The following is a 25,584-nucleotide window of genomic DNA, read 5'->3' on the forward strand; positions in this document are numbered from 1 at the left end:
GCTCACTAGGGGCATCGAAGCAGAGTTTTCAGAAAATGCAAGGGGTGCGTGACGTAATTGCGACGCGTGGGTTTGACCCTGCCGCACGGTTGGGCTTAGATCGCGGGCAAACGGGCGTCTTCGGGATGCCGTCATAACAGATCTAGATAGACAGGATACGCGGATGCTGGACCAGCCCATCGCTCAGATTCATGGCCTTCGGGTGGAATTTCAAACCAAGGACGGGCCGGTGGTCGGTGTTGAAGATGTTTCGTTTGACGTAAGGTCCGGTGAAACATTGTGCATTGTGGGCGAGTCCGGATCGGGTAAATCTGTCTCGTCCCTGTCTTTGATGCGCCTCGTGGAATATGGCGGCGGTACCATCGCCGCGGGCGAGTTGCTGTTTGATCGCGGTGATCACAAGCCGGTCGATCTGGCCAAAGCCGAGGGCGATTTGATGCGCCAGATTCGCGGCAATCAGATCGGAATGATTTTTCAGGAACCGATGACCGCGCTCAATCCGGTGTTCACCGTGGGCCGCCAGCTGACCGAAGGTTTGCGAATCCACAAGGGAATGACCAAAAAACAGGCAGAAGCCCGAGCAATCGAGATTTTGCGCGAGGTGCGCATTCCAGAAGCGGAGCGGCGCATGTCGCAATACCCGCATGAGTTGTCCGGCGGTATGCGCCAGCGGGTGGTGATCGCCATGGCAATGGCTTGCGAGCCGCGCCTGCTGATCGCGGACGAGCCGACCACGGCGCTGGATGTGACCATCCAGGCAGAAATTCTCGCGCTGATGGACCGGCTGAAACGCGAAACCGGCACCGCGGTGATGTTCATCACCCATGACATGGCGGTGGTGGCGCAGATGGCCGACCGCGTGGTGGTGATGTATCGCGGCAATAAGGTCGAGGAGGGCACCGTCCACGAGATCTTTGAAGCGCCGAAACATGATTACACCAAGGCCCTGCTGGCGGCGGTGCCGAAACTGGGCGAAATGCGCGGCAAGGACTATCCCGAGCCGATGAAGCTGATGGGCGTCGAACAGGCCGAGATCAAACCGATCACAGGCAGTGACGAGGTGCTGCTCAACGTTGAGAACTTGGTCACCCGCTTCCCGGTCAAGGGCGGGCTGCTGCGCCGCACGGTGGCGCAGGTACATGCGGTGGAGGATGTCTCCTTCAAGGTGTTCAAGGGCCAGACGCTCAGCCTGGTGGGGGAATCCGGCTGTGGCAAATCCACCTGTGGCCGCTCGATCCTGCGGCTGGTGGAGCCGAATTCGGGCAAGGTGGAATTTGAGGGCCGCGATGTTCTGGGGCTCAATCAGCACGACCTGCACAAGGCGCGGCTGGATATGCAGATGATCTTTCAGGATCCCTTTGCCTCGCTCAATCCGCAGATGCAGCTGATGGAACAGGTCGCGGAGCCGATGCGGAACTACAAGATCGCCTCGGGCTCGGAAATTCAGGACCGTGTCGCGGCGCTGTTTGACCGGGTGCATCTGCCGCGCAGCTTCATGCGCCGCTTCCCGCACGAGATGTCGGGCGGCCAGCGCCAGCGGATCGCCATCGCGCGCGCGCTGGCGCTGAACCCGAAACTGATCGTCGCGGACGAGGCGGTCTCGGCGCTGGATGTGTCGGTGCAGGCGCAGGTGTTGAACCTGATGATGGAATTGCAGGCCGATCTGGGGCTGTCGTTCCTGTTCATCAGCCACGATATGGCCGTGGTGGAACGTGTCAGCCACCAGGTCGGGGTGATGTATCTGGGCCGTCTGGTCGAAATCGGCCCGCGCGCCCGGGTGTTTGAAAACCCGGCCCATGCCTATACCCAGGCGCTGATGAAAGCGGTGCCGATTGCCGATCCCAACAAGCGCAAGAGCGAGAAGGATCTGAACTTCAAACCGATCCCCTCGCCGATCCATGACACCAGCTACAAGCCGGAGCCCTCGCAGTATCTGGAGGTGGAGCCGGGCCATTTTGTTCTGACCACTGATTCCGGGTATTGAGCCATGGTGGAACGTCTGACCCCGCTGGAGCTCATGACCAAGCTGGTTTCCTTTCCCACCGTGAGCCGATCCACCAACCTGCCGCTGATTGACTGGGTGGCCGGGTATCTGGCCAGCCACGGCATTGAACATCACATCTGGGTTGATCCCGATCAGCCAGAAAAAGCTGGGCTTTTTGCGCAGGTCGGCCCCAATGTCGAGGGCGGTGTGGTGCTCTCGGGCCATACGGATGTGGTGCCGGTCGACGGGCAGGACTGGTCCTCGGATCCCTATGTGGTGGTCGAGCGCGACGGCAAGTATTTTGGCCGGGGCTGCGTCGATATGAAGGGCTTTGACGCGCTGGCGCTTTGGGCGCTGGTCGAGGGGCACTACGCGAGTCTCAAGCGGCCCTTGCAGCTTGCCTATACCTTTGACGAGGAAATCGGCTGCACCGGGGCGCCGCCGCTGATTTTGGAGATGCAGAAACACCTGCCGCAGGCGGAATCGGTTATCGTGGGCGAGCCCTCGATGCTGAAGGCGGTGACGGGGCATAAGGGCGGCTCGGCGCTGGCGACACATGTTGTGGGCCACGAGGTGCATTCCTCGCTGATGCACACCGGGGTTAGCGCGGTGATGCAGGCGGCGCGGCTGATTGACTGGGCCAACCAGCGCAACAGCGAGAACCGCGCCAAGACGCCGGGGGATATGGCGGCCCTGTTCACGCCGCCCTGGACAACCGTGCATGTGGGCATGGTGTCGGGCGGCACGGCGCATAATATCACGGCGGGCGATTGCAACTTCTGGATGGACTTCCGGGTGGTGCCCGGCGAGGCGCTGACCGACTGGGAAGCCGCCTATGAGGCCGAGGTGCGCCGCGTTGAGGCAGAAATGCAAGCGGTCCACCCCGAGGCGCGGATCGAGATCAGAAAAACCTTCAGCGTGCCCGCATTGGTGCCCGAAGAGGGCGGCGCGGCAGAGGCCTTGGTGCGCAGCCTGACCGGCGACAATGGCAGCCATGTGGTCAGCTATGGCACCGAGGCAGGGCATTTCCAGACCGCCGGCTATTCCGCCGTGGTCTGCGGGCCCGGCGATATTGCCCAGGCGCATCAGGCGGATGAGTTCATCACCGTCGCGCAGTTTGAGGCGGGCCATCAGCTTATGCGCGATCTGCTGGAACGGCTTGCCGCCTGAGGCCTGGCCGCGGGAGAGAGTGACGCTACGTTACAAGTGAACGTCGGATCAATTCGCAGGCGGTTCGCCGCTGCGAATTGTTTCAACTGTGCAGTTTCCCTTGTCTTCTGCTGTGGCTTGCGGCACTGATTTCGCTAACAGGTGAAGGAATTTCTCTATGCCCGTCAGAAACCGTTTTGCTGATCTTCTCCCTGAAATCACCGCGTGGCGGCATGATTTCCACCAACACCCGGAGCTGATGTATGATGTGCATCGCACCGCCGGGCTGGTGGAAGAGCGCCTCACCGGCTTTGGCTGCGACGAGGTGGTGCCCGGCATCGGCCGGACCGGCGTGGTCGGGGTGATCAAGGGGCGCAGCACAGCGTCGGGCCGCGTGATCGCGTTGCGCGCCGATATGGATGCGCTGCCGATCCATGAGGAAACCGGGCTGGACTATGCCTCCACCACTCCCGGCAAGATGCACGCCTGCGGCCATGATGGTCACACCGCCATGCTGCTGGGCGCGGCGAAATACCTGGCCGAGACCCGCAATTTCGATGGCACCGTGGTGCTGTTGTTCCAGCCCGCCGAAGAAGGCGGGGCCGGGGCCAAGGCCATGGTTGATGATGGCGTGATGGATCGCTGGGGCGTGCAAGAGGTCTATGGGCTGCACAACACGCCGGGGCTGCCGGTGGGTCATATCTCTACCCGCGTTGGCGGGTTTATGGCCTCGTCGGATGAGTTCGAAATCGAGGTGACCGGCAAGGGCGGTCATGCTGCCACGCCGCATGAGACCATCGACACCACGCTTGTGGCCTCGCAGATCGTGGTCTCGCTGCATTCCATCGTGTCGCGCAATATCGACCCGATCCACCGGGTGGTGCTGACCGTCGGCACCTTTGAAACCGATAGCACCGCATCAAATGTGATCGCCCACCGCGCCCTGCTCAAAGGCACCGTGCGCACGCTGGATACCGAAAATCGTAAACTCGCGGAGGAGCGCGTGCGCCGCGTCGCCGAGGATACCGCCTCTGCCTTTGGTGCCACGGCCAAGGTCACCTGGACCGCTGGCTATCCGGTCACGGTCAACACCGCCACCGAAGTCGCCCATGCGGTCGAGGCCGCGCGAGCGGTTTGCGATCATGTGGATCCCGAGGCGCCGCCGATCCTGCCGTCCGAGGATTTCGCCTATATGCTTGAATCCCGCCCCGGCGCCTATGTCTTTCTCGGCAATGGCGACACGGCGATATGCCATCACCCGGCCTATCAATTCGACGACAGTGCCATTCCCTATGGCTGTAGCTGGTTCGTTGAACTCTGCGAGCGCCGGATGCCGATGGACCTGTAATCAGGTCTGATCTTCAGACCCCTCCCTGCGGACCCGCGTGGGTCCGTTCGGGATTTCTAGACCCACCAAGGAGACCCCAAATGCCCGTCAAGAATCGTTTTGCAGAAATGCAGTCGGAAATTACCGAATGGCGACGTGACATCCATGAAAACCCCGAAATCCTGTTTGAAACCCACCGCACCTCGGCGCTGGTGGCGGAGAAGCTCAAGGGCTTTGGCTGCGACGAGGTGGTTACGGGCATTGGCCGCACCGGCGTGGTTGGCGTCATCAAGGGCAAATCCAACAGCTCCGGCAAGGTGATCGGGCTGCGCGCCGATATGGACGCGCTGCCGATCCACGAGGAAACCGGGCTGGAATACGCCTCCAAGACCGCCAACGCCATGCATGCCTGCGGCCATGACGGGCATACCGCCATGCTGCTGGGGGCGGCGAAATACCTCTCCGAGACGCGCAATTTCGACGGCACCGTTGTGGTGATCTTCCAGCCCGCCGAAGAAGGCGGCGGCGGCGGCAAGGAAATGTGCGACGATGGCATGATGGACCGTTGGGGCATCCAGGAAGTTTACGGCATGCACAATTGGCCGGGCCGCCCGGTGGGCAGCTTCTCCATCCGCTCCGGCGCCTTCTTTGCCGCGACCGACCAGTTCGACATAACCTTCACCGGCAAGGGCGGCCACGCGGCGAAACCGCATGAAACCGTGGACAGCACCGTGATGGCAGCGCAGGCGGTGCTGGCGCTGCAAACCATCGCGTCCCGCAACGCGGATCCGGTGCATCAGATCGTGGTCTCCGTGACCGCCTTCGAGACCTCCTCCAAGGCGTTCAACGTGATCCCCGAGCGCGTGCAGATCAAGGGCACCGTGCGCACCATGGCGACCGAGATGCGCGACCTTGCCGAAAAGCGGATCAAGGAGATCTGTTCCGGCATCGCCACGACCTTTGGCGGCGCGGTCGATGTGACCTACCATCGGGGCTATCCGGTGATGGTGAACCACGAGGAGCAGACCGAATTTGCTGCCAAAGTGGCGCGCGATATCTCGGGCCAATGCGACGAGGCACCGCTGGTCATGGGCGGCGAGGATTTCGCCTTTATGCTGGAAGAGCGCCCAGGCGCCTATATCCTTGTCGGCAATGGCGATACCGCTGCCGTGCACCATCCGAAATACAACTTCACCGATGATGCGATCCCGGCCGGGTGCAGCTGGTGGGCGGAGATCGTCGAACAGCGCATGCCTGCGGCCTGATCGGGCTCACGCTCATTTCTGAACATGCGAAAGGGGACGGCGCACTGTCGTCCCCTTTTCTATTTCGCGGCGTCTGTGGTGATCAGCGGCGATTACGCGTCAAAACTGCGTCCGACCACCGCGCAGCTGCCGGCACCCGCGGGCAGGTTGGCCTCGCAAAGGGTCACGGCCTCATGATCGGCGGCTTTCTGGTTGAAAAAACCCGAGGCTGCGCCGTTGTTCAGAACCGCGGCGGGCTGGTCACAGCTGACGTGCTCCGAGGAGGCAAACACCGGCAAGGCATAGGCGCCGTAGCCATCGCTATGGGCGGCCCAGTCGATCATATCCAGCTTGGCCTGTTCGCAAACCCCACTGGCAAGATGCAGCATGCGGGCCGGTTGCACGAGGATCTCGGTCTCCTGGGGGGCGGAGGTGGCGGCGTAAGATGCGCCGGTCACGCCGAGAAGAGCTGCGGTTGCAAGGGCGATGACTTTGGTCTTGCGAAACATCGGTATCTCCTTTTCGCTCTGATGTTTGCGATAACAAAGAGATAGGCACGATTAGAAATGCTGCACGCGCATCGGCCAAAAATGACCGATCGGTCAGGGCGGGATGTGACTGTTCAGCCTGATGTTTCTGTCTAGGGTGTTGTTTTTGATTGGAAAAATGAATGGGCCAAAATTGGCGCATTCAGCTGCGCAGCAGCTTTTTATAGATCGCAATGATCGCGGCGGCCTCGCCTTCCAGGCGGAAGTTCTGTTCCACATGGCTGCGGGCAGCGCGGGACATCTGGTGAAGCCCCGCCTCATCTGCGGTGAGCGCAATGATATCGGCGGTGATCTTGTCCAGCTCTTCGATATCACAGAGGGTGCCAGTCTCGCCCGGCACCACCAGCTCCTCGAATGCGCCGACCCTTGTGGCGACGGCGGGGGCACCGCAGGACATGGCCTCAAGCGGGGTGAGGCCGAAGCCCTCCCAGCGTTGCGGCGCCACATAAAGATCCAGCGCCTGGAAATGGCGCGGCACATCCTCCACCGGCACCTCGTCGCGGAACAGGATACGCTCGCTCAGGCCAGCGGCGGCGACCTCGTCTTTCAGCCCTTGCAGGAAGTCGGTGTTGTCGGCGGTGGCCCGCCCCATCATCAGCCCGCGCAGCCTGGGGTTGGCCTGACAGGCCGCAATCATCGCCTTGATATAAAGGTCGTTGCCCTTCTGGTGCCGGATGCGGCCAAAGCAGCCCACAAGCAGCCCGTCGGTTGGCAGATCCAGCTCGGCGCGCAGTGCGGCGCGGTCATTAACGGGTTGAAACAGATCGCAATTTACGCCGTGGCGGATCACGGTCGCGTCGCGCTCCAGATAGCTGGCGGATTTGGCGGAGGTGGCGATCGCCGCGTCCATGCGCCGGATCAGCCAGCGGGTAAAGCCGGTGTGGCGGCGTTGCGCGGCGGAGGTGAACAGAAGTTTCAGCCGCTTGCCCAGCAGGTATTTCATCGCCAGCCCGGCCACCATTTCATTGTTGCGCCGCGCATGCCAGACGCGCGCACCAGAGGGCCCCTTGCGCGACATGGTCCAGAGCGCGGCGGGTTTGACCTGCGGCACCTCGGCGGGCAGGTCCGGGGCAGCGGCACAGATGGCGATCTCGCGCGCCTGGATCGGCACCAGCCGGATCACCGTGGAGGTCACGCCGGAGTAGCGTTTCTTGAAATTCGGGGCGATCACGTCGATCTTGCTGAGGTCGATCTGGCTCATCTGCGCCCCTTATCTGTCCTGCGGCAGCAGGCCGAGCAAGGCCGCCACGGTTTTATCCATCTGATCCGACTGGCGCGCGATAAAGCCGCGCGCCTGCGTGCAGGCCGTGTCTAGGGCATGTGGATCACTGAGCCAAGTGCCCACCGCCGCCGCCAGCGTCTCGGCGCTGGTGATTTCCTTGGCGGCGCCGATTTCGATCAGCTCGGCAAAGGATTCGGCAAAGTTATAGGCGCCGGGGCCGGTCAGCACCGCGCCGCCCGCCTGCATCACTTCAAACGGGTTGTGGCCGCCGATCTCGGCCAGGGATCCGCCAAGAAAGACGCGCGAACAGAGCGCATACCAGATGCCGACCTCGCCCAGTGTATCCGCCAGATAGACCTGGGTGGTCGGCTCGGGCAGGGCGGCCCGGCTGCGCCGCGCTGCGGAAAGGCCCGCCTCGGCGATCAATGCCTCCACCGCGTCGCCCCGATCCGGGTGGCGCGGGGCCAGCAGCAGCAACAGGTGCGGGTGATCCGCCAGCAATGCCTTATGCGCCGCCAGCACGGTTTCCTCTTCGCCCGCATGGGTGGAGGAGGCCACCCAGACGGGCCGGTCGCCAACCGCGCGGCGCACCTGAACAAGGCTCTCGGCGTCAACCGGCAGCGGGTCGGACAGCGCCTTGAGGTTGCTGCCGGACTGCACCCGTTGGGGATCGGCCCCCATGGCGCGCAGGTTATCGGCGGTCTGGGCGTTCTGGGTCAGCATCAAGGCGAATTGGTCCAGCAGGAAACGCGCGGTGTGATGGCGTTTGATCCAGCTCTGCACCGATTTGGGCGAAAGCCGCGCGTTCAGCAGCACCAGCGGCACGCCTGCGCGACGGGCGCGGACCAGCATATTCGGCCAAAGCTCGCTTTCGACAAAGATGCCCAGATCGGGGCGCCAATGGTCCAGAAAACGATCCACGGCGGCGGGGCTGTCGAGTGGCGGGAACTGGTGGCGGCTGCGCGGTGGCAGCCGTTTGGCAATCAGATCCGCCGAGGTCGGCGTGCCGGAAGTGATCAGGAATTCCAGCTCCGGCGCGGCTTCGCCAGACGGCGGATGAGCGTCAGCACCGAAAGGCTCTCGCCGACCGAGGCGGCATGAAACCACACAAGCCGCCCCTTGGGGCGGGGCAGGCTGGCCCGGCCCAGGCGTTCGCGTATGCGTGCCTCCGCCACCCCGTGTTTGCGCAGTTTTTTCGCAACCGAGCGTAGGGCGACACCGGCCAGCAGGCCGCTGGCTCCACGATAGAGCTGATAGAGCAGGGTCGGGCGCGCCTGCGGTTGCTGCGTCATCGCGTCAGGCCTTACCCACCGGTATGGCTCATGTGGCGCGGCATCTGACCATCCACGGTTTGACGTGAATAATCAAAGTCATGGCCCTTGGGTTTGAGGTTGATGGCGGCGCGGATTGCCTCTTCCAGCGGGGCGTTTGAGTCGGGGTGGGCGCGCAGGGGCGCACGCAGGTCGGCCATGTCTTCCTGGCCGAGGCACATGTACAGCTCGCCGGTGCAGGTCAGCCGCACCCGGTTGCAGCTTTCGCAGAAATTATGGCTGAGCGGCGTGATAAAACCGATCTGCTGGCCGGTTTCCTCCAGCCGCACATAGCGGGCGGGGCCGCCGGTGCGCTCGGCCAGATCGGTGACCTGATAGCCCTCCTCATAGGCGCTGCGCACGTCCTTGAGCGACCAATACTGACCAATGCGGCTTTCATTGCCGATATCGCCCATCGGCATCACCTCGATCCAGGTGAGGTCGATCCCGCGCGCGGCGCACCATTGGGTGATGCTGAAAAGCTCATCCTCGTTGAAGCCCTTCAGGGCCACCGCGTTGATCTTGACCCGCAGCCCGGCCTTTTGCGCCGCATCAATGCCGCGCAGCACCTGCGGCAGGCGGCCCCAGCGGGTAACCTTGGCGAATTTTGCCTCGTCCAGCGTATCCAGCGAAACATTGACCCGCCGCACACCGGCATCAAACAGCGCCTGGGCGTGTTTTTCCAGCTGCGAGCCATTGGTGGTCAGCGTCAGCTCCTTGAGCGCGCCACTGTCCAGATGCCGGGTCATGGCGCGGAAAAACGTCATGATGTCGCGGCGTACCAGGGGCTCGCCCCCGGTGATGCGCAGTTTCTCCACCCCAAGCCCGATGAAGGTGGAGCACATGCGGTCCAGCTCTTCCAGCGTCAGAAGCTCTTTCTTGGGCAGGAAGGTCATGTTCTCGGACATGCAATAAACGCAGCGGAAATCGCAGCGGTCGGTGACCGAGACCCTCAGGTAGGTGATCGCGCGCGCGAAGGGATCAATAAGTGGTGCTGTCATGCCCCATAGGTAAGGCGACAGGCCGCCGAGGACAATAGGCTTGCGACAGCGGCGGGCCTGGGGCCTTTTGGGCGGCGTAATTTCCCATGCTGCGACTGCGGGTCGGCGGTTGCTGGCCGCCGAGGGCGCATTCAGACTGGCGTCTCGCAGATCAGGCGGCTAGGGTCGCGCCATGACTCGATGTGCCTTGAAAACTATTCCCTTTGTTGCCCTTGCGGCAACCGCGCTTGCCGCCTGCAACCCGATCGGGGGCGTGCATCTGAACTCTCAGGTGCTGGAGGGCAACGGCAGGGGCGTGGATGTGGATGCGCTGCGTCAGGCGCAGCAGCAACGGGCCGAGGCCGCGGCCGCCGAGCGGGCCAAGCAGCGCGAAGCGGAAGCCGCGTTGGCAAGCCGCGAAAATGACGCGCGGACGGTTCTGACCTCGCCGGGCGTGCAGGACGCACCGACATCAGGCGCGCCCATCGTGGCGCCCGCACCGGTGACGGCGGCTCCGGTGGCGCCGGCAAGGCCTGCCCAACCGGCCAGCCCCGCGCGGGTCGTAGCAACGGCGCCGGAGCCTGTGGTGCCCTCGGCGCAATCGTTTTCCGGGCAGAAGACAACCGTGGTTGGGCTGGGCGATCCGGGTCGCGATGGCCTGTGGATGGAAACGCCGCTGGTGTCCTCGCGCCGCAATGCGCGTCTGACCGCGCCAAATGGCAAATCCGTGGTGGTCACGCTGGAGCCGATCTCGGGCGATGCGGGGCAGGGCAGCCGCCTGTCGATCGGCGGCATGCGCGCGCTGGGTCTGCCGCTGACGGAACTGGTCGAGATCCGCGTCGGCCCGGTCTGAGCCGACGGTCACGTCATTTCAGGTATTTCGCGGCTTCCTTGCGGGCGAAGCCCTTCATATCCGCGCCATGCTGGTCGAGAAACGCACGGCTGCGCGCCGCATCATGTTTGCTGAGATCGCGCAGCCACCAGCCGATGGCCTTTTGAATGAACCAATTGCGATCCGCCACATAGCTGGCCGCCCAGCCCAGCCCACGCTCGCGGGCTTGCAGCTCGGCAGGTTTGGGATTGGCCAGCTTGGCCCAGGGCAGGGTGGCGACCAGCGCTGCGCGGCGGGTCCACAGATTATCGGAGCTGGTCCAGCCCTCAACCACATCGAGCCGCTCAGGCGCCGCTTGCAGGCGTTTGGCGATGGCCGAGGCCGCATGATCCGCGATCGCCCAGCTGTCAAAATCGGGCAGCCAGCTTTGCAGCAGATCCCAGACCGGCTGATCCGCCTTGATACGGGCCTGGGTCAGCAGTTTTGCCGCCAGGATGCGGGCCTCAAAGATATCGCTGGCCCAGAGCACCGCCGCCAACTCAACACGCTCCGGCAAATCAAGCGCCTGACGCCAGTCGCGCGAGAGGCTGTTCAGCACCTCGTTGCCGACGCCCAGCACCTCGCGGTTTTGTTTGTGGTAGGCGGCCATCTGTTCGGCGCGGCCGGGCTCGACATTGCTGCGCAGCGCGGCAAGTGCGTCTTCCGGGGTCATGGCTCCATGATCCCGGTGTCAAACCCGTCGATGGTGCTGCGGTTGCGTGTATCCCAATAGTCTGCAACGCCCTCCTCGCCGCGATCCTCGGCCCATTTGCGCAGCACCGGGCGCTCTTCCTTGAATTCCAGAAAGGGCACGGCATAGCCGCAGGAGGTCTGCACCAGATCGACCTGCATGTCATAGATTTGCCGCGCGCCGGGGTGGTCGGGGAACTCGGCCTTGAGCGCCGCCCAATCGGCATCGCGCGGATGCAGGGTGCGGGCGGTGCCATAGGCGCGCAGGATCAGCGGGCGCGTGGAAAAAGAGCACCACATCACCGTCATCCGGTTCACCCGCTGCAAATGCCCGGCGGTTTCATTGCCCGACCCGGTAAGGTTCAGCCAGATCAGCCGGTTGGGCGACAGGATGCGCAGGCTGTCCATGCCCTTGGGCGAGACATTGACGCGCCCCTCCGCCGCCGCCGTGCCGACAAAGAACATGGGCTGCTGGGCAACAAAGCTGCGGTGGCTCTCGTCAAAGGCGTCGAATTGCTTGGCCATGGGTTACTCCACCGTGACCGATTTCGCGAGATTGCGAGGCTGGTCCACATCGGTGCCTTTGGCGATCGCGGTGAAATAGGCGATCTGCTGGGCGGGAATGGCATAGAGGATCGGCGCCAGCGCATCGGGGACCTGCGGCATGATGATGACCTCGGCGGTGCCCTCCGCGGCTTCGGTCGCGCCCTCGGCATCGGTCACCAGCAGCACACGGCCACCGCGCGCCATGACCTCCTGCATGTTGGAGATGGTCTTTTCAAACAGCGCATCGCGCGGCGCCATCACGATCACCGGCACCTTGTCATCAATCAGCGCGATGGGGCCGTGTTTGAGCTCGCCGCTCGCATAGCCCTCGGCGTGGATATAGCTCAGCTCCTTGAGCTTCAGCGCGCCTTCCAGCGCCAGCGGATAGAGCTGCCCCCGGCCCAGAAAGATGATGTCGCGGGCGGTGGCCAGGTCACGGGCCGCGCGGGCGATCTGCGCCTCGGAGGCCAGCGATTGGTGGATCAGCCCGGGCAGGGCGCGCAGCCCGTCGGGCATGCCGGCGGGAAGCGGCAGGCCCCGGGCCTCGGCGGCCTTCAGCGCCATCAGGAGCAGCACGGTCAACTGGCAGGTGAACGCCTTGGTCGAGGCGACAGAGATTTCCGGCCCTGCGTGGATCGGCAGCACCACGTCGCTTTCCCGCGCGATGGAGCTTTCGGGGACATTGACAAGCCCGGCGATCACATCGGCCTTGCCCTGCATATAGCGCAGCGCTGCCAGCGTATCGGCGGTCTCGCCCGACTGGCTCACAAACAGCGCCAGCGTGCCGGGGCTGACCGGCGGTTCGCGGTAGCGGAATTCAGAGGCCACATCGACCTCGACCGGCAGGCGGGCGATGGTTTCAAACCAGTATTTCGCCACCATACAGGCATAATAGGCGGTGCCGCAGGCCACAAAGGAGAGCCGCTCGATCTTGCTGAAATCCAGCCCCTCGGGCAGGGTGATGGCGCCGGCGCTGTCCATATAGGCTTTCAGCGCCTTGTCCACCGCGACGGGCTGTTCGGCGATCTCCTTTGCCATGAAGTGTTTATGGCCATCCTTGTCAACGCGGGTGTTTTCCAGCCGGATCTGGCGTTTTTCGCGATTGGCGCGGTTGCCCCTGGCGTCGGTGATCTCAAGGCTGGTCCGGGTCAGAACGGCAAAATCACCCTCTTCCAGATAGGTGATCTGGTCGGTCATCGGCGCCAGCGCAATCGCATCGGAGCCCACGAACATCTCGCCCTCGCCGTGGCCGATGGCCAGCGGAGAGCCCTTGCGGGCGGCGATCATCAGATCCTCTTCGCCGTCAAACAGGAAGGCCAGTGCAAAGGCGCCCTCCAGCCGCGCCACGGTCTTGCGGGCGGCCTCAACGGGGGAGGCGCCGTCGCGCATATGGTATTCGCAGAGCAGGGCGACCGTTTCCGTGTCGGTTTCGGTGGTGAAGGAAATCCCATGCTCCGCCAGTTCGCTGCGCAGCTCCTTGAAGTTCTCGATGATGCCATTGTGCACCACCGCGACCCGTCCGGCCTGATGCGGATGCGCATTGGTGACCGTGGGCGCGCCATGGGTGGCCCAACGGGTGTGACCAATGCCGGACTTGCCCCGCAGCGGCTCATGCACCAGCGCGTCGGAAAGATTCACCAGCTTGCCCCCCGCGCGGCGGCGATCCAACTGGCCGTCATTCACGGTGGCAATCCCGGCGCTGTCATAGCCGCGATATTCCAGTCGTTTCAGCGCCTCCACCAGAATGGGGGAGACCTCATGGCTGCCCAGAACTCCAACGATACCGCACATGGGGTTATCCTTTGCTCATCCGGGCCTTTTTCGCGCGCAGCATGTCCATCAGCTTGCGCGCGTATCCCGGTTTGTTTGTTTGCTCGGCCCGCGCGATCGCAAGATCACCCGCGGCGACATTCTTGGTGATCACCGCGCCGGTGGCGGTCAGGGCCTCGTCGCCGATCGTCACCGGGGCCACCAGACAGGTGTTGGAACCGATAAAGGCGCGGGCGCCGATTTCGGTCCGGTGTTTCATCACCCCATCATAGTTGCAGGTGATGGTGCCTGCGCCGATATTCGTGGCCTCGCCGACCGAGGCATCGCCGATATAGCTCAGGTGGTTGACCTTGGCGCCCGCCGCGATCTCTGCGTTCTTGATCTCGACGAAGTTGCCGATATGGGTGTCTTCGGCGAGTTCCGCGCCGGGGCGCAGGCGGGCATAGGGGCCGACCTTGGCGCCGCGCGACACATGGCAGCCCTCAAGATGCGAAAACGCCCGGATCAGCGCGCCGCTTTCGACGGTGACGCCGGGGCCAAAGACCACATTGGGCTCGATCACCGTGTCGCGGCCGATATACGTGTCAAAGGCCAGATAGACCGTCTCCGGCGCCATCAGGGTAACGCCCAGCTCCAGCAGCTCGGCCCGGGCGCGGGCCTGAAACACCGCATCGGCCATGGCCAGGTCGGCGCGCGAGTTCACCCCGAGGGTCTCGCTCTCGGCGCAGGCGACGGCGGTCACCGTCAGCGCCTCGATGCGGGCCAGCTCCACCAGATCGGTCAGGTAATATTCGCCCGAGGCATTGTCATTGCCGACCTTGTCCAGCAGGCGAAACATCACCTCCGCGCCGCAAACCATCAGGCCGGAGTTGCAGAAGGTAATCGCGCGCTCGGCCTCGGTGGCGTCCTTGTATTCGACGATCTTTTCCAGGCTCTCGCCCTGCATCACCAGACGGCCATAGCGCGCGGGATCTGCCGCCTCAAAGCCGAGGATGACCAGATCGGCGCGGGCGCGGGCGGCGATCATCTGCTCCAGCGTGTCCGGCGACACAAAAGGCGTATCGCCATAAAGCACCACGATATCGCCCGCAAACCCCTCCAGCGCCGCTTGCGCCTGACGCACCGCGTGACCAGTGCCGAGCTGCTCTGTTTGCAGCACCACCTCGGCCTCCGGGTCGATCTCGGCCACTGCGGCGCGCACCTGTTCGGCCTCATGCCCGGCGACCACAACGGTGCGTTCGGGATCCAGCGCGCGGCCGGCTGCCATGGCATGCTCCAGCATGGAGGCCTGGGCGATCGGATGCAGAACCTTGGGCAGGTCAGAGTTCATCCGGGTGCCTTTGCCTGCGGCAAGGATGACAAGAGCGGTGCTCATGGGGTGTTTTCCCTTTGAGTTTTTGTTGTCTCCGTTTTATCCGCTAACAGGCGGGGCGCAAGATGCGTCCCCATAAACTTCGATTGCGACTTGCAACATGAGGCGGCGAAATTGCGCCGAAGGGGGATTTTTCATGCGCACGGTGATTTTTGACCTCGACGGCACGCTGGCCGATACCTCGGTCGATCTGCTGGCGGCGGCGAACCATTGTTTTCGGGTGATGGGGCTGGGCGATATGCTGACCCACCCGGAGGATGCCAAGATCGCCCTGCGCGGTGGCAAGCGCATGCTGACCGAGGGGCTGACCCGCGCCGGGCAATTCAAGGATAGCACGGTCGAGGAATATTATCCGGTTCTGCTGGCCGCCTATCGCGAGGGGCTGGATACCCATACCCGCATGTATCCCGGCGCGATGGAGGCGGTCGAGGCGCTCAAAACCGCAGGCTACGGCGTTGGCATCTGCACCAACAAGCCCGAGGGGCTGGCGGAGCTCCTGATGCAGCGGCTCGGGGTGCGGGATGCCTTTGCCTCTTTGGTGGGGGCGGACACGCTGGCGGTGCGCAAACCCGACCCGGCGCCGCTGTTCGAGGCCGCGCGCCGTGCAGGCGGTGCGCCGGAAAAATGCGTTTTGATCGGCGACAGCGATACCGACCGCACTACCTCGGCCAACGCCGGGGTGCCCTCGGTTCTGGTGACCTTTGGCCCCGCCGGGGACGATATGGCCGCGCTGAACCCGGAGGCCTTGCTGCATGATTATGCGGATCTGCCGGGGATCGTGGCCGGGCTGATCGGAACCAACCCGGCGCGCTGATCCTGCGCAGGCCTTAGGGCATCAACACCGCCGCGCGGTCAAAATGCACCTCGGCGGTGGAGAGGTCATCATAGACCAGCCGCACCCCGATGGACTGGACCGAGCCGAGCTCAAACCGGCGATAAGGGTCGCCGTCGCCGTCCAGGATCGCCCCGGGGGCGGCATCCTGCGCGTGGCAGTCCGGCATCGGCCAGATCTCATAGGGCCCATCGTTGAGCGACAGCTCCATCTGCGCCAGACCGCAGCGCCAGGACCACAGATGGGTCACATAGAGGAGGTCCTGCCCCTGGAATTCACGCACCGCCACCCAGCTGGATTGGGTGGCGCCAAGGATCGGTTTCACCTCGGTCGCGGTGAGAAACTTGCCGCTGGGGGTCTGCGGTTCGGCCTCCAGATGCGAGATATCCTGCGCCAGCGCCTGGCTGCCGAGCATGAGACCAAGCCCGAGGGTCAGGGATTTGAGAAGGGAACACATGTCACTGTCCTTTATTGTCACAATGGCCGCGAGGTTAGCAGGTCGTGAGGGCAGGGGCTGCGGGGAATTTCCGCCGGATCTTGGCCGTCGTGCCCCTTGACCTCCGGGAATGGGGGGAGCATGACTTTGCTTATGACAGAGCGATTTACCGGCAATTTCACCCAGCAGGACCCGATCCCGGAAGAGGCCATCGCCGCCGCCGTCGAGGTGATGCGGCACGGGCGTCTCCACCGCTATAACCTCGCGGGCGACGAGGCGGGCGAAACCGCGCTTCTGGAGCAGGAATTTGCCGCCTGGGTGGGGGCGAAATATTGCCTCGCGGTGGCCTCGGGCGGCTATGCGCTGGCCACCGCCCTGCGCGCCGTCGGGGTCGGGCCGGGTGACAAGGTGCTGACCAATGCCTTTACCCTGGCGCCGGTGCCGGGGGCGATTGCCTCGGTCGGGGCGGAGCCGGTGTTTGTGGGCGTCACCGAGGCGCTGACCATTGACCTGGAGGATCTGGAGGCCAAGCTGGCACAGGCGAAGGTTCTGATGCTCAGCCATATGCGCGGCCATCTCTGTGATATGGATCGGCTGATGCGGCTCTGCGATGCGGCGGGTGTCACCGTGATCGAGGATTGCGCCCATACCATGGGGGCGGCCTGGAACGGGGTGGCCTCGGGGCGGCATGGGCGGATCGGCTGCTACTCCTGTCAGACCTATAAGCACATGAACTCCGGCGAGGGCGGGCTGCTGATCACCGACGACGCCGAGGTGGCGGCGCGGGCGATCATGTTGTCGGGGTCTTATATGCTCTATTCCCGCCATCTCGCCGCGCCCGCGCCCGAGGTGTTTGAGCGGGTCAAATACGAAACGCCGAATATTTCCGGCCGTATGGACAATCTGCGGGCGGCGATCCTGCGGCCGCAATTGCGCGATCTCGACGCGCAGGTGGCGCGCTGGAATGAGCGCTATCATGTGCTGGAGGAAGGGCTGCGCGACACCCCCGGCCTGACACTGGTGGCGCGCCCGGAGGCGGAGCGCTACGTGGGCTCCTCGATCCAGTTTCTGTTGCTGGATTGGGCGCCGGAGGCGGTGCAGGCGGTGCTGGCGCGCTGCGCGGCACGCGGGGTGGAGCTCAAATGGTTCGGCGGGGCGGAGCCTGTGGCCTTTACCTCGCGCTATGACAGCTGGCGCTACGCGCCGGAGCAACACCTGCCTGAGAGCGACCGAATTCTTGCAGGGATCATTGATATGCGGGTTCCCTTGACCTTCAGCCTGGAGGATTGCGCGCTGATCGCCTGCATTATCCGCGCCGAAGTCAGCGCCGTCTGGCAGGGCGCTGCTTGAGGGGCAGAACCTCGTGTCTTGCCGAGATTTCCTGACCTACTCCTGACCTAGCGGTGTCGCACCCCGATGGGGCGCGACGCAGGTTTTGCGCTTTGCTTTGCAAATCGCGGTGGGCAAGGCCGCGCCTTTGGCGCGGCCTTGCCGGGCCCAACGGGACCGTCTGCATGTCTCATGCTGGCGGGACGGGCGGGAGAGCTTGCCTTGTGGTGCAACGCGCAGGGGCTTGACGCGCGGTGGTGGATCTGTCCATAAATGAACAAGTGTTCAAATAATGCGATTGGGTGGTGCAGGAGGAGATGCGCGGATGTTCAATGCAAGCATGACATTTGATCTCGGGGAGGATGTGAACGCGCTGCGCGATATGGTGCACCGCTGGGCGCAGGATCGGGTGAAGCCGATGGCGCAGGATATCGACCGGGACAATGAATTCCCTGCTGCGCTCTGGCAGGAAATGGGCGAGCTGGGCCTTTTGGGGATCACGGTGGACGAGGACTATGGCGGGGCGGGCATGTCCTACCTCGCGCATACCGTCGCGGTGGAGGAAATCGCGCGGGCCTCGGCCTCGGTGTCGCTGTCTTACGGGGCGCATTCCAACCTCTGCGTCAACCAGATCAAGCTGAACGGCTCCGCCGAGCAAAAGGCAAAATACCTGCCGCGTCTGGTTTCGGGCGAACATGTCGGCGCGCTGGCCATGTCCGAGGCGGGCGCGGGGTCGGATGTGGTCTCCATGTCCCTGCGCGCGGAAAAGCGCAATGACCGCTATGTGCTCAATGGCAACAAATACTGGATCACCAATGGGCCTGATGCCGATACTCTGGTGGTCTATGCCAAGACCGACCCGGAGGCGGGATCAAAGGGGATCACCGCCTTTCTGATCGAGAAAGAGTTCAAAGGGTTCTCGACCTCCAGGCATTTCGACAAGCTGGGCATGCGTGGGTCCAACACTGCCGAGCTGATCTTTGACGACTGCGAAGTGCCGTTTGAGAATATCCTCGGCGAGGAGGGCAAGGGCGTGCGCGTTCTTATGTCGGGGCTCGACTATGAACGGGTGGTGCTGGCAGGCATTGGCACCGGCATCATGGCCGCCTGTATGGACGAGATGATGCCCTATCTGGCGGAGCGCAAGCAGTTCGGACAGCCGATCGGGAATTTCCAGCTGATGCAGGCCAAGATCGCCGATATGTATACCGCGATGAACACCGCCCGGGCCTATGTCTATGAGGTCGCCAAGGCCTGCGACAAGGGCACGGTGACCCGTCAGGATGCGGCGGCTTGCTGCCTCTATGCCTCCGAGGTGGCGATGACGCAGGCGCATCAGGCGGTGCAGGCCTTTGGCGGCGCGGGCTACCTCAATGACAACCCGATCGGGCGGATCTTCCGCGATGCCAAGCTGATGGAAATCGGCGCTGGCACCTCCGAAATCCGGCGGATGCTGATCGGGCGGGAGTTGATGAGCCACATGGGATAGTGTCGCGCCCCGCTTGCGAGAGCGGGCGCACGAAAAAAAAGCGCCGCAGGTGGCGGCGCTTTTGGGGAGGTGAGAACCGCCCAGGCTGGAATGGTCCTGTCCGGGCGGTTGAATTGAAAGATTAGAAACGGTGCACGTAAGAGACGCCCACAGTGATCGGATCAATCTCGGCGGTGCCGATGGGGGCGCCGCCAAGGGTGGCGTCGGTGTCGATGTCCATATAGCGCACATTCACACGCAGCGCGCCGCGCTCGGAGATCTGCCAATCCGCACCAATTGTGGCGGCGAGGCCAAAGCTGTCTTCCAGTTTCAGCGTGCCAAGCGCGGTCTGCTCGTCAAAGAAGGTGGTATAGTTCAGACCGGCACCGATAAAGGGCGTGATCTTGCCTTGGGTCGGGATGTGATAGACCAGCGACAGGGTGGGCGGCAGGTGTTTCGTGGTGGCCGAGCCAACGCCTGCGATGGTGATGTCGTGTTTGAACGGCGTGGCGGCCAGCAGCTCGATGCCGAGGTTGTCGCGGATGAAGTACTCACCGGTCAGCGACAGCTGGGTGTTGTCGCCGATGGAGGTCGGCTGCCCCGCGAGCAGGCCGTTGTCCGATTTCGGGCTCACGTTGATCACGCCGACGCCGAGGGTCCAATCGCCTTGCGATTGAGCCATGGCCGGGACGGCAAGGGCAGTCAGAGAAGCGCTCAGTGCGAGGGCAGAAACCAGGGTTTTCATGGCAGTTATCCAGTCTTGTGTAGGTCTGGGCACAGAATGTCGGAAACCCCCGGTGCCTGCTCTGATCCAGATCAAGAATCAGCCTGCTTTCTCATTGAAAAGTCAGGTGAAAATCGCATGTCAGCTATGCGTTTCATGCAGGGTGAAAGATGAGTGAAAAACACATCAAAACGGCGCGCGCTCCGGGGCTGACCGAGGGCGGCGCCTGGAACGCGCCGCAGCGGCTCAATATGGCGGCGCAGGTGATGGATCACGGCGCCGAGGATCTTGCGATTATCGACCTCACCCACGGCAGCCGCCGCGATGTGAGCCATGGCGAGCTGGCCTGCATGGTGGATGGGCTGGCGCGGGCCTTGCTGAAGCGGGTCGGGCGTGGTGATCGCGTGGGCGTGTTGCTGAGCCAATCGCCCTGGTGTGCGGCGGCGCATCTGGCGATCTGGAAGATCGGCGCGATCTCGGTGCCGTTGTTCAAACTGTTCCAACATGACGCGCTGGCCAGCCGGGTTCAGGATTCTGGCGCGGCCTATGTGCTGACGGATGCCGAGGGTGCGGCGCAATTGGGGGATCTGGCACAGCCGCTGATCGCCGCCGAAATCGGCACGGCGGGTGATCCCGTTGCCTTTGCCGACACCGGCCCCGAGGATCCCACGATCATCATCTATACCTCTGGCACCACGGGAAAACCCAAGGGCGCGTTGCATGGCCACCGGGTTCTGACCGGCCATCTGCCGGGGGTTTCGATCAGCCATGACCATCTGGGCCAGCCCGGCGATTGCCTCTGGACGCCGGCGGATTGGGCCTGGATCGGCGGGCTGTTTGATGTTGCCATGCCGGGCCTTGCGCTGGGCGTGCCGGTGGTGGCGGCGCGGCTGGATAAATTCACCCCCGAGGCCTGCGCCGAGGTGATCGCATTGGGCGAGGTGCGCAATGTGTTCTTTCCCCCCACCGCCCTGCGCATGCTGAAGGCGGCGGGGCAGGGGCTCCACGGTCTGCGCACTGTTGCCTCTGGCGGAGAGCCCCTGGGCGCGGAGATGCTCGCTTGGGGCCAGCGGAGCATGGGGCTCACAATCAACGAGTTCTATGGCCAGACCGAGTGCAATATGACCGTCTCCTCCTGCGCCGCGGACTTCCCCGTGCGGCCGGGCTGCATCGGCAAGCCGGTGCCGGGGCACGAGGTCGCGGTGATCGACGCCGCTGGCCAGCCGACGCAGGATGAGGGCGATGTGGCGGTGCGGCGTGGATCCGCCGCGATGATGCTGCGCTATTGGAACCGCCCCGAGGCGACGGGCGAGAAGTTTCTGGGCGACTGGATGCTGACCGGCGACCGGGGCATCTGGGAGGGCGACTATCTGCGGTTCGTGGGCCGTGAGGATGACGTGATCACCTCGGCGGGCTATCGCATCGGCCCCTCGGAGATCGAGGATTGCCTGCTGACCCATCCGAGCGTGGCCACCGTGGGTGTGGTGGGCAAGCCTGACAGCCTGCGCACCGAGATCGTCAAGGCCTATGTGGTGCTGAAACCGGGGGCCTCGGCCACCGCTCAGGACTTGCAGACCTATGTCAAACAGCGCCTTGCCAGCTATTCCTACCCCCGCGAGATCGCATTCCTTGAGGCGCTGCCAATGACGGTGACGGGCAAGGTGATCCGCAAAGAATTGAAACGCCGCGCGGCGGCGGAAGTGGAGGACTAATCCGATGAAACTCCAATCCAAGGCATTGCCCTCCTCGGAGGATTTCAAGCAAAACACCAGGGCGCATCTGGATGCCCTGCGCGCGGTCGATGAGGCCGCCGAAGCCGCGCGTCTGGGCGGGGGCGAGAAATCCCGCGCCCGGCACGAGAGCCGGGGCAAAATGCTGCCGCGCCGCCGGGTGGCCAACCTGCTCGATCCCGGCTCGCCCTTCCTGGAGATCGGCGCAACCGCAGCCCATGGCATGTATGAGGGCGCGGCCCCGGCGGCGGGACTCATTGCGGGGATCGGACGCGTCCACGGCCAGGAGGTCATGGTGGTCTGCAATGATGCCACCGTGAAGGGCGGCACCTATTTTCCGATGACGGTGAAGAAACACCTGCGCGCGCAGGAGATCGCCGAGGAAAACAATCTGCCCTGCGTCTATCTTGTGGACTCGGGCGGCGCCAACCTGCCGCAGCAGGATGAGGTCTTTCCCGACCGCGATCACTTTGGTCGGATCTTTTACAATCAGGCGCGGATGTCGGCCAAGGGCATTCCACAGATCGCCGTGGTCATGGGCTCCTGCACGGCGGGTGGGGCCTATGTGCCGGCGATGTCGGATGTCACCATTATCGTCAAGGAACAGGGCACCATCTTCCTCGCCGGCCCGCCGCTGGTAAAGGCGGCAACGGGCGAGGTCGTCACGGCCGAGGATCTGGGCGGCGGCGATGTGCACACGCGCCTCTCGGGCGTGGCGGATTACCTCGCCGAGGATGACGCCCACGCGCTGGCGCTCGCGCGGCGCGCGGTGAGCCACCTCAACCGCACAAGACCGCAGGGCGTGAACTGGCAGAGCCCGGAAGAGCCCGCCTATGATCCCGAGGAAATCCTCGGCGTGGTGCCGGGCGATCTGCGCACCCCCTATGACATCCGCGAGGTGATCGCACGGCTGGTGGATGGTTCGCGCTTTGACGAGTTCAAACCCCGCTTTGGCGAGACGCTGGTCACCGGCTTTGCCCATGTCAAAGGCTGCCCGGTGGGGATTATCGCCAACAATGGCGTGCTGTTTTCCGAAGCCGCCCAGAAAGGCGCGCATTTCGTCGAACTCTGCTCCCAGCGCAAGATCCCGCTGGTGTTCTTGCAGAATATCACCGGCTTCATGGTAGGGCGGAAATACGAGAACGAAGGCATCGCCCGCCATGGCGCCAAGATGGTGACGGCGGTGGCCTCCACCAATGTGCCGAAAATCACCATGCTGGTGGGCGGCTCCTTTGGTGCGGGCAACTACGGCATGGCCGGGCGCGCCTATTCGCCCCGCTTCCTGTGGACCTGGCCCAATTCGCGGATCTCGGTGATGGGCGGCGAGCAGGCGGCGGGCGTTCTGGCCACGGTCAAACGCGACGCCATCGAACGCCAGGGCGGCACATGGTCCGCCGAGGAAGAGGCGCAGTTCAAGCAGCCCACCATCGACATGTTCGCAGAGCAAAGCCATCCGCTCTATGCCTCCGCCCGGCTTTGGGATGATGGCATCATTGATCCGCGCAAGAGCCGCGATGTTTTGGCGCTCTCGCTCAGCGCCGTCCTGAATGCCCCGATCGAAGACACGCGCTTTGGCGTGTTTCGGATGTAACCTCTTCTAACCTCAAATATCCCGGGGGGCTGCGCATGGTGCGCCATTGGTTCAAGCCCAATGGGCGGCGGGGCAGAGCCCCCGGCAGTCACCTCCCGACACAGGAGCACCGCAAGATGTTCAACAAGATCCTGATAGCCAACCGGGGCGAAATTGCCTGCCGTGTGATGGAAACCGCCCGCGCCATGGGCGTGAAAACCGTGGCCGTCTACTCGGATGCGGACCGCGCGGCGAAACATGTGGCCATGGCCGACGAGTCCTTTCACATCGGCAGTGGACCGTCCCCCGCCGACAGCTACTTGCTGGGCGAGGAGATCATCGCCGCGGCCCTGCACAATGGCGCGCAAGCGATCCATCCCGGCTATGGCTTCCTGTCGGAAAACCCCGAGTTCGTCGATGCGGTCGAGGCGGCGGGTCTTGTGTTCATCGGCCCGTCGGCGGATGCGATCCGCAAGATGGGGCTGAAAGACGCCGCCAAGGCGCTGATGGAGGAGGCGGGCGTGCCCGTCGTGCCGGGCTATCACGGCAAGAACCAGGACCCCGAACATCTTGCGCGCGAGGCCGAGGTGATCGGCTATCCGGTGCTGATCAAGGCGGTCGCGGGCGGCGGCGGCAAGGGCATGCGGCTGGTCGAGAATCCCACCGGTTTTGCCGAGGCGCTGAAAAGCGCGCAGAGCGAAGCCACCACCGCTTTTGGCAACCCGGATGTCTTGATCGAAAAATACATCCAGCAACCGCGCCATATCGAGGTGCAGGTCTTTGGCGACGGCAATCAGGCGGTGCATCTGTTTGAGCGCGACTGCTCGCTCCAGCGGCGCCATCAAAAGGTGATCGAGGAGGCACCAGCCCCCGGCATGACCGAAGAGATGCGCGCGGCCATGGGGCAGGCGGCTGTGCGCGCGGCAGAGGCGATCGGCTACAAGGGCGCAGGCACGGTGGAATTCATCGTTGATGGCTCGGACGGGCTGCGCAGCGATGGCTTCTGGTTCATGGAGATGAACACCCGCTTGCAGGTGGAGCACCCGGTCACCGAGATGATCACCGGCGTTGATCTGGTGGAATGGCAGCTGCGCGTGGCGGCAGGGGAGCCCTTGCCGAAACAACAGCACGAGCTGAGCATCACCGGCCACGCCTTTGAGGCGCGGCTATATGCCGAGGACGTGCCAAAGGGATTCCTGCCCGCAACCGGCACGCTCACACATCTGACATTCCCCGACAGCTGCCGCGGCGACAGTGGCGTGCGCGCGGGCGATACCATCAGCCCCTGGTATGATCCGATGATCGCCAAGGTGATCGTGCATGGCCCGACCCGCGCGGTGGCGCTCTCGCGCCTGTCGCAGGCGCTGGCGCAAACGCAGGTGGCCGGCACGGTGACAAACCTCGCCTTCCTCGGTGCGCTGGCCGGGCATGACGGTTTTGCCGCAGGGGATGTGGACACCGGCCTCATTGCGCGGGATCTGGATCAGCTGGTACAGGCGCCCGAGGTCAAACTGGAGCACAAGGCCGCCGCAGGGATGCAGGCGCTGGGGCTGATGGATCTGGATTGGGAGGCTGGCTTCAGCCTCTGGTCGAAGCTGCGGCGCTCGGTCCAGCTCAGCTATCAGGGCGAGCTGGTCGAGGCCACGGTCGAGGTGGACGGGCCGGAGTATCAGACCTGGGAGTTTGCGGGGCATCCCGATCATCTCATCTCCGTCTGCAAGATTGCGGGCCACTGGGTGCTCGGCGGCGACCGCCTGCCACCGGTTGCGCAGTCGGGCCAGACCATCACCGTGTTTGATGGCTATGGCCATCAGTTCGAGGTCATCGACCCGCTGGATCGCGCCTCGGCTGCCGGGGGCGACATGAACGTGGTGGAGGCCCCCATGCCGGGTCTGGTGAAGGCGGTCTTTGCCGAGCCAGGTCAGGCGGTGAAAGAGGGCGACCGGCTGGCGATCCTGGAAGCCATGAAAATGGAACACTCTTTATTGGCGGCGCGCGACGGGGTGATTGCGGAAATCCTTGCGCAGGCGGGCGATCAGGTGGAGTCTGGAGCTGCGCTGGTCCGGCTGGAGGAGGTCTGAGGGCCCAAACCGGGTCAGCCGTTGAAACGAGGAGGAGCGAGATCCATGAACGACCGCGTCGAAATCTTCGAGGTGGGCCCGCGCGACGGGCTGCAAAATGAAACGCGCGACATTGCCGTGGCGGACAAGGTGGCGCTGGTGGATTGCCTCAGCCGCGCCGGGTTCTCGCGAATCGAGGTGGCGAGCTTTGTGTCGCCCAAATGGGTGCCGCAGATGGCCGGCGGCGCCGAGGTTCTGGCCGGCATCACCCGCGCCAGGGGCGTGCGCTACGCCGCGCTGACGCCCAATATGCACGGCTACGAGGATGCTTTGGTTGCGCGCGCGGATGAGATCGCGATTTTTGCGTCTGCCTCCGAGGGCTTCTCCAAGGCCAATATCAACGCCACCATCGAGGAAAGCAT

At 63.9% G+C, this 25,584-nt stretch carries 20 protein-coding genes and 2 pseudogenes; 12 read left to right on the forward strand and 10 right to left on the reverse strand.

The window, feature by feature from the left end; translation table 11 throughout:
• Positions 1 to 163: 163 nt before the first annotated feature.
• The 4 genes from HCZ87_RS02985 (at position 164) to HCZ87_RS03000 (ending at position 5,725) form a co-directional block, all read left to right on the forward strand.
• Positions 164 to 1,984: an ABC transporter ATP-binding protein gene (locus HCZ87_RS02985; RefSeq protein ID WP_167642290.1), complete on the forward strand. Its 1,821-nt coding sequence runs from the start codon at positions 164 to 166 to the stop codon at positions 1,982 to 1,984.
• 3 nt (positions 1,985 to 1,987) lie between these two features.
• Entirely contained in the window at positions 1,988 to 3,154 is a 1,167-nt protein-coding gene (gene argE / locus HCZ87_RS02990; RefSeq protein WP_167642291.1) for an acetylornithine deacetylase, read from the forward strand.
• Positions 3,155 to 3,311: 157 nt separating this feature from the next.
• On the forward strand, positions 3,312 to 4,481 hold the full coding sequence (locus HCZ87_RS02995) for a M20 aminoacylase family protein (RefSeq protein WP_167642292.1): 1,170 nt from the start codon (positions 3,312 to 3,314) through the stop codon (positions 4,479 to 4,481).
• Positions 4,482 to 4,561: 80 nt separating this feature from the next.
• Complete coding sequence (locus tag HCZ87_RS03000) at positions 4,562 to 5,725, forward strand: M20 aminoacylase family protein (RefSeq protein ID WP_167642293.1); 1,164 nt, start codon at positions 4,562 to 4,564, stop codon at positions 5,723 to 5,725.
• Positions 5,726 to 5,817: 92 nt separating this feature from the next.
• Here HCZ87_RS03000 and HCZ87_RS03005 read toward each other — a convergent pair whose 3' ends face one another.
• The 4 genes and pseudogenes from HCZ87_RS03005 to moaA all read right to left on the reverse strand — a co-directional run bounded on the left by HCZ87_RS03005 (position 5,818) and on the right by moaA (position 9,785).
• Positions 5,818 to 6,213, reverse strand: coding sequence for a hypothetical protein (locus HCZ87_RS03005; protein WP_167642294.1), 396 nt, complete (start codon positions 6,211 to 6,213; stop codon positions 5,818 to 5,820).
• Positions 6,214 to 6,394: 181 nt separating this feature from the next.
• Positions 6,395 to 7,453, reverse strand: coding sequence for a glycosyltransferase family 4 protein (locus tag HCZ87_RS03010; protein ID WP_167642295.1), 1,059 nt, complete (start codon positions 7,451 to 7,453; stop codon positions 6,395 to 6,397).
• Positions 7,454 to 7,462: 9 nt separating this feature from the next.
• A pseudogene (locus HCZ87_RS03015) lies at positions 7,463 to 8,766 on the reverse strand (3-deoxy-D-manno-octulosonic acid transferase).
• 11 nt (positions 8,767 to 8,777) lie between these two features.
• Positions 8,778 to 9,785, reverse strand: a complete 1,008-nt coding sequence (gene moaA, locus HCZ87_RS03020; RefSeq protein ID WP_167642296.1) for a GTP 3',8-cyclase MoaA — start codon at positions 9,783 to 9,785, stop codon at positions 8,778 to 8,780.
• Positions 9,786 to 9,972: 187 nt separating this feature from the next.
• Here moaA and HCZ87_RS03025 point away from each other — a divergent pair, with 187 nt between their 5' ends.
• Positions 9,973 to 10,617: a hypothetical protein gene (locus HCZ87_RS03025; RefSeq protein WP_254868501.1), complete on the forward strand. Its 645-nt coding sequence runs from the start codon at positions 9,973 to 9,975 to the stop codon at positions 10,615 to 10,617.
• A gap of 13 nt (positions 10,618 to 10,630) precedes the next feature.
• On the opposite strand, the gene HCZ87_RS03030 is transcribed toward HCZ87_RS03025, so the two are convergent.
• The 4 genes from HCZ87_RS03030 to glmU are packed head-to-tail and all read right to left on the reverse strand — an operon-like array spanning position 10,631 to position 15,016.
• A complete protein-coding gene (locus HCZ87_RS03030; RefSeq protein WP_167642298.1) occupies positions 10,631 to 11,308 on the reverse strand; it encodes a DNA alkylation repair protein in 678 nt (225 codons plus the stop codon).
• Positions 11,305 to 11,850: a pyridoxamine 5'-phosphate oxidase family protein gene (locus tag HCZ87_RS03035; protein WP_167642299.1), complete on the reverse strand. Its 546-nt coding sequence runs from the start codon at positions 11,848 to 11,850 to the stop codon at positions 11,305 to 11,307. Before HCZ87_RS03035 ends, HCZ87_RS03030 begins: the two co-directional genes overlap by 4 nt.
• 3 nt (positions 11,851 to 11,853) lie before the next feature.
• Positions 11,854 to 13,662, reverse strand: a complete 1,809-nt coding sequence (gene glmS / locus HCZ87_RS03040) for a glutamine--fructose-6-phosphate transaminase (isomerizing) (RefSeq protein WP_167642300.1) — start codon at positions 13,660 to 13,662, stop codon at positions 11,854 to 11,856.
• A 4-nt stretch (positions 13,663 to 13,666) separates the two neighbouring features.
• Positions 13,667 to 15,016 carry a bifunctional UDP-N-acetylglucosamine diphosphorylase/glucosamine-1-phosphate N-acetyltransferase GlmU gene (gene glmU, locus HCZ87_RS03045; protein ID WP_167642301.1) on the reverse strand — a complete coding sequence of 450 codons (1,350 nt, stop codon included), beginning with the start codon at positions 15,014 to 15,016 and terminating at the stop codon, positions 13,667 to 13,669.
• Positions 15,017 to 15,149: 133 nt separating this feature from the next.
• On the opposite strand from glmU, the gene HCZ87_RS03050 reads away from it, so the two are divergent.
• Positions 15,150 to 15,827 (forward strand): HAD-IA family hydrolase, encoded by a 678-nt coding sequence (locus tag HCZ87_RS03050; RefSeq protein ID WP_167642302.1) that lies wholly within the window; start codon positions 15,150 to 15,152, stop codon positions 15,825 to 15,827.
• Between the two features lie 13 nt (positions 15,828 to 15,840).
• Here HCZ87_RS03050 and HCZ87_RS03055 read toward each other — a convergent pair whose 3' ends face one another.
• Entirely contained in the window at positions 15,841 to 16,302 is a 462-nt protein-coding gene (locus HCZ87_RS03055; protein ID WP_167642303.1) for a hypothetical protein, read from the reverse strand.
• Positions 16,303 to 16,434: 132 nt separating this feature from the next.
• Between HCZ87_RS03055 and HCZ87_RS03060 the strand changes: the two genes are divergently transcribed.
• Positions 16,435 to 17,631, forward strand: coding sequence for a DegT/DnrJ/EryC1/StrS aminotransferase family protein (locus HCZ87_RS03060; RefSeq protein ID WP_167642310.1), 1,197 nt, complete (start codon positions 16,435 to 16,437; stop codon positions 17,629 to 17,631).
• Positions 17,632 to 17,935: 304 nt separating this feature from the next.
• Positions 17,936 to 19,099: an isovaleryl-CoA dehydrogenase gene (locus HCZ87_RS03065; protein ID WP_167642304.1), complete on the forward strand. Its 1,164-nt coding sequence runs from the start codon at positions 17,936 to 17,938 to the stop codon at positions 19,097 to 19,099.
• Between the two features lie 121 nt (positions 19,100 to 19,220).
• On the opposite strand, the gene HCZ87_RS03070 is transcribed toward HCZ87_RS03065, so the two are convergent.
• On the reverse strand, positions 19,221 to 19,823 hold the full coding sequence (locus tag HCZ87_RS03070; protein WP_167642305.1) for an OmpW family protein: 603 nt from the start codon (positions 19,821 to 19,823) through the stop codon (positions 19,221 to 19,223).
• 149 nt (positions 19,824 to 19,972) lie between these two features.
• Here HCZ87_RS03070 and HCZ87_RS03075 point away from each other — a divergent pair, with 149 nt between their 5' ends.
• From HCZ87_RS03075 to HCZ87_RS03090, 4 genes and pseudogenes are all read left to right on the forward strand, one after another.
• Positions 19,973 to 21,514 carry an AMP-binding protein gene (locus HCZ87_RS03075; RefSeq protein ID WP_167642306.1) on the forward strand — a complete coding sequence of 514 codons (1,542 nt, stop codon included), beginning with the start codon at positions 19,973 to 19,975 and terminating at the stop codon, positions 21,512 to 21,514.
• Positions 21,515 to 21,518: 4 nt separating this feature from the next.
• A complete protein-coding gene (locus HCZ87_RS03080; protein ID WP_167642307.1) occupies positions 21,519 to 23,123 on the forward strand; it encodes a carboxyl transferase domain-containing protein in 1,605 nt (534 codons plus the stop codon).
• 116 nt (positions 23,124 to 23,239) lie between these two features.
• Positions 23,240 to 25,183 (forward strand): acetyl/propionyl/methylcrotonyl-CoA carboxylase subunit alpha, encoded by a 1,944-nt coding sequence (locus tag HCZ87_RS03085; protein ID WP_167642308.1) that lies wholly within the window; start codon positions 23,240 to 23,242, stop codon positions 25,181 to 25,183.
• A 45-nt stretch (positions 25,184 to 25,228) separates the two neighbouring features.
• Positions 25,229 to 25,584 (forward strand): annotated as a pseudogene (locus tag HCZ87_RS03090) (hydroxymethylglutaryl-CoA lyase); the annotation flags it as partial.

The organism is Phaeobacter sp. HF9A (assembly GCF_011806385.1).
In the GTDB taxonomy this organism is placed as follows: domain Bacteria; phylum Pseudomonadota; class Alphaproteobacteria; order Rhodobacterales; family Rhodobacteraceae; genus Epibacterium.

What these genes read in the sequence shown, in the direction of transcription:
- HCZ87_RS03000 (WP_167642293.1), top strand. Translation starts at nt 4,562, where the DNA reads ATGCCCGTCAAGAATCGTTTTGCAGAAATGCAGTCGGAAATTACCGAA.
- HCZ87_RS02995 (WP_167642292.1), top strand. Translation starts at nt 3,312, where the DNA reads ATGCCCGTCAGAAACCGTTTTGCTGATCTTCTCCCTGAAATCACCGCG.
- HCZ87_RS03055 (WP_167642303.1), bottom strand. Translation starts at nt 16,302, where the DNA reads ATGTGTTCCCTTCTCAAATCCCTGACCCTCGGGCTTGGTCTCATGCTC.
- HCZ87_RS03065 (WP_167642304.1), top strand. Translation starts at nt 17,936, where the DNA reads ATGTTCAATGCAAGCATGACATTTGATCTCGGGGAGGATGTGAACGCG.
- HCZ87_RS03085 (WP_167642308.1), top strand. Translation starts at nt 23,240, where the DNA reads ATGTTCAACAAGATCCTGATAGCCAACCGGGGCGAAATTGCCTGCCGT.
- HCZ87_RS03035 (WP_167642299.1), bottom strand. Translation starts at nt 11,850, where the DNA reads ATGGCCAAGCAATTCGACGCCTTTGACGAGAGCCACCGCAGCTTTGTT.
- HCZ87_RS03060 (WP_167642310.1), top strand. Translation starts at nt 16,435, where the DNA reads ATGACAGAGCGATTTACCGGCAATTTCACCCAGCAGGACCCGATCCCG.
- glmS (WP_167642300.1), bottom strand. Translation starts at nt 13,662, where the DNA reads ATGTGCGGTATCGTTGGAGTTCTGGGCAGCCATGAGGTCTCCCCCATT.
- HCZ87_RS03030 (WP_167642298.1), bottom strand. Translation starts at nt 11,308, where the DNA reads ATGACCCCGGAAGACGCACTTGCCGCGCTGCGCAGCAATGTCGAGCCC.
- HCZ87_RS03070 (WP_167642305.1), bottom strand. Translation starts at nt 19,823, where the DNA reads ATGAAAACCCTGGTTTCTGCCCTCGCACTGAGCGCTTCTCTGACTGCC.
- argE (WP_167642291.1), top strand. Translation starts at nt 1,988, where the DNA reads ATGGTGGAACGTCTGACCCCGCTGGAGCTCATGACCAAGCTGGTTTCC.
- HCZ87_RS03080 (WP_167642307.1), top strand. Translation starts at nt 21,519, where the DNA reads ATGAAACTCCAATCCAAGGCATTGCCCTCCTCGGAGGATTTCAAGCAA.
- HCZ87_RS02985 (WP_167642290.1), top strand. Translation starts at nt 164, where the DNA reads ATGCTGGACCAGCCCATCGCTCAGATTCATGGCCTTCGGGTGGAATTT.
- HCZ87_RS03050 (WP_167642302.1), top strand. Translation starts at nt 15,150, where the DNA reads ATGCGCACGGTGATTTTTGACCTCGACGGCACGCTGGCCGATACCTCG.
- HCZ87_RS03010 (WP_167642295.1), bottom strand. Translation starts at nt 7,453, where the DNA reads ATGAGCCAGATCGACCTCAGCAAGATCGACGTGATCGCCCCGAATTTC.
- moaA (WP_167642296.1), bottom strand. Translation starts at nt 9,785, where the DNA reads ATGACAGCACCACTTATTGATCCCTTCGCGCGCGCGATCACCTACCTG.
- HCZ87_RS03005 (WP_167642294.1), bottom strand. Translation starts at nt 6,213, where the DNA reads ATGTTTCGCAAGACCAAAGTCATCGCCCTTGCAACCGCAGCTCTTCTC.
- HCZ87_RS03075 (WP_167642306.1), top strand. Translation starts at nt 19,973, where the DNA reads ATGAGTGAAAAACACATCAAAACGGCGCGCGCTCCGGGGCTGACCGAG.
- glmU (WP_167642301.1), bottom strand. Translation starts at nt 15,016, where the DNA reads ATGAGCACCGCTCTTGTCATCCTTGCCGCAGGCAAAGGCACCCGGATG.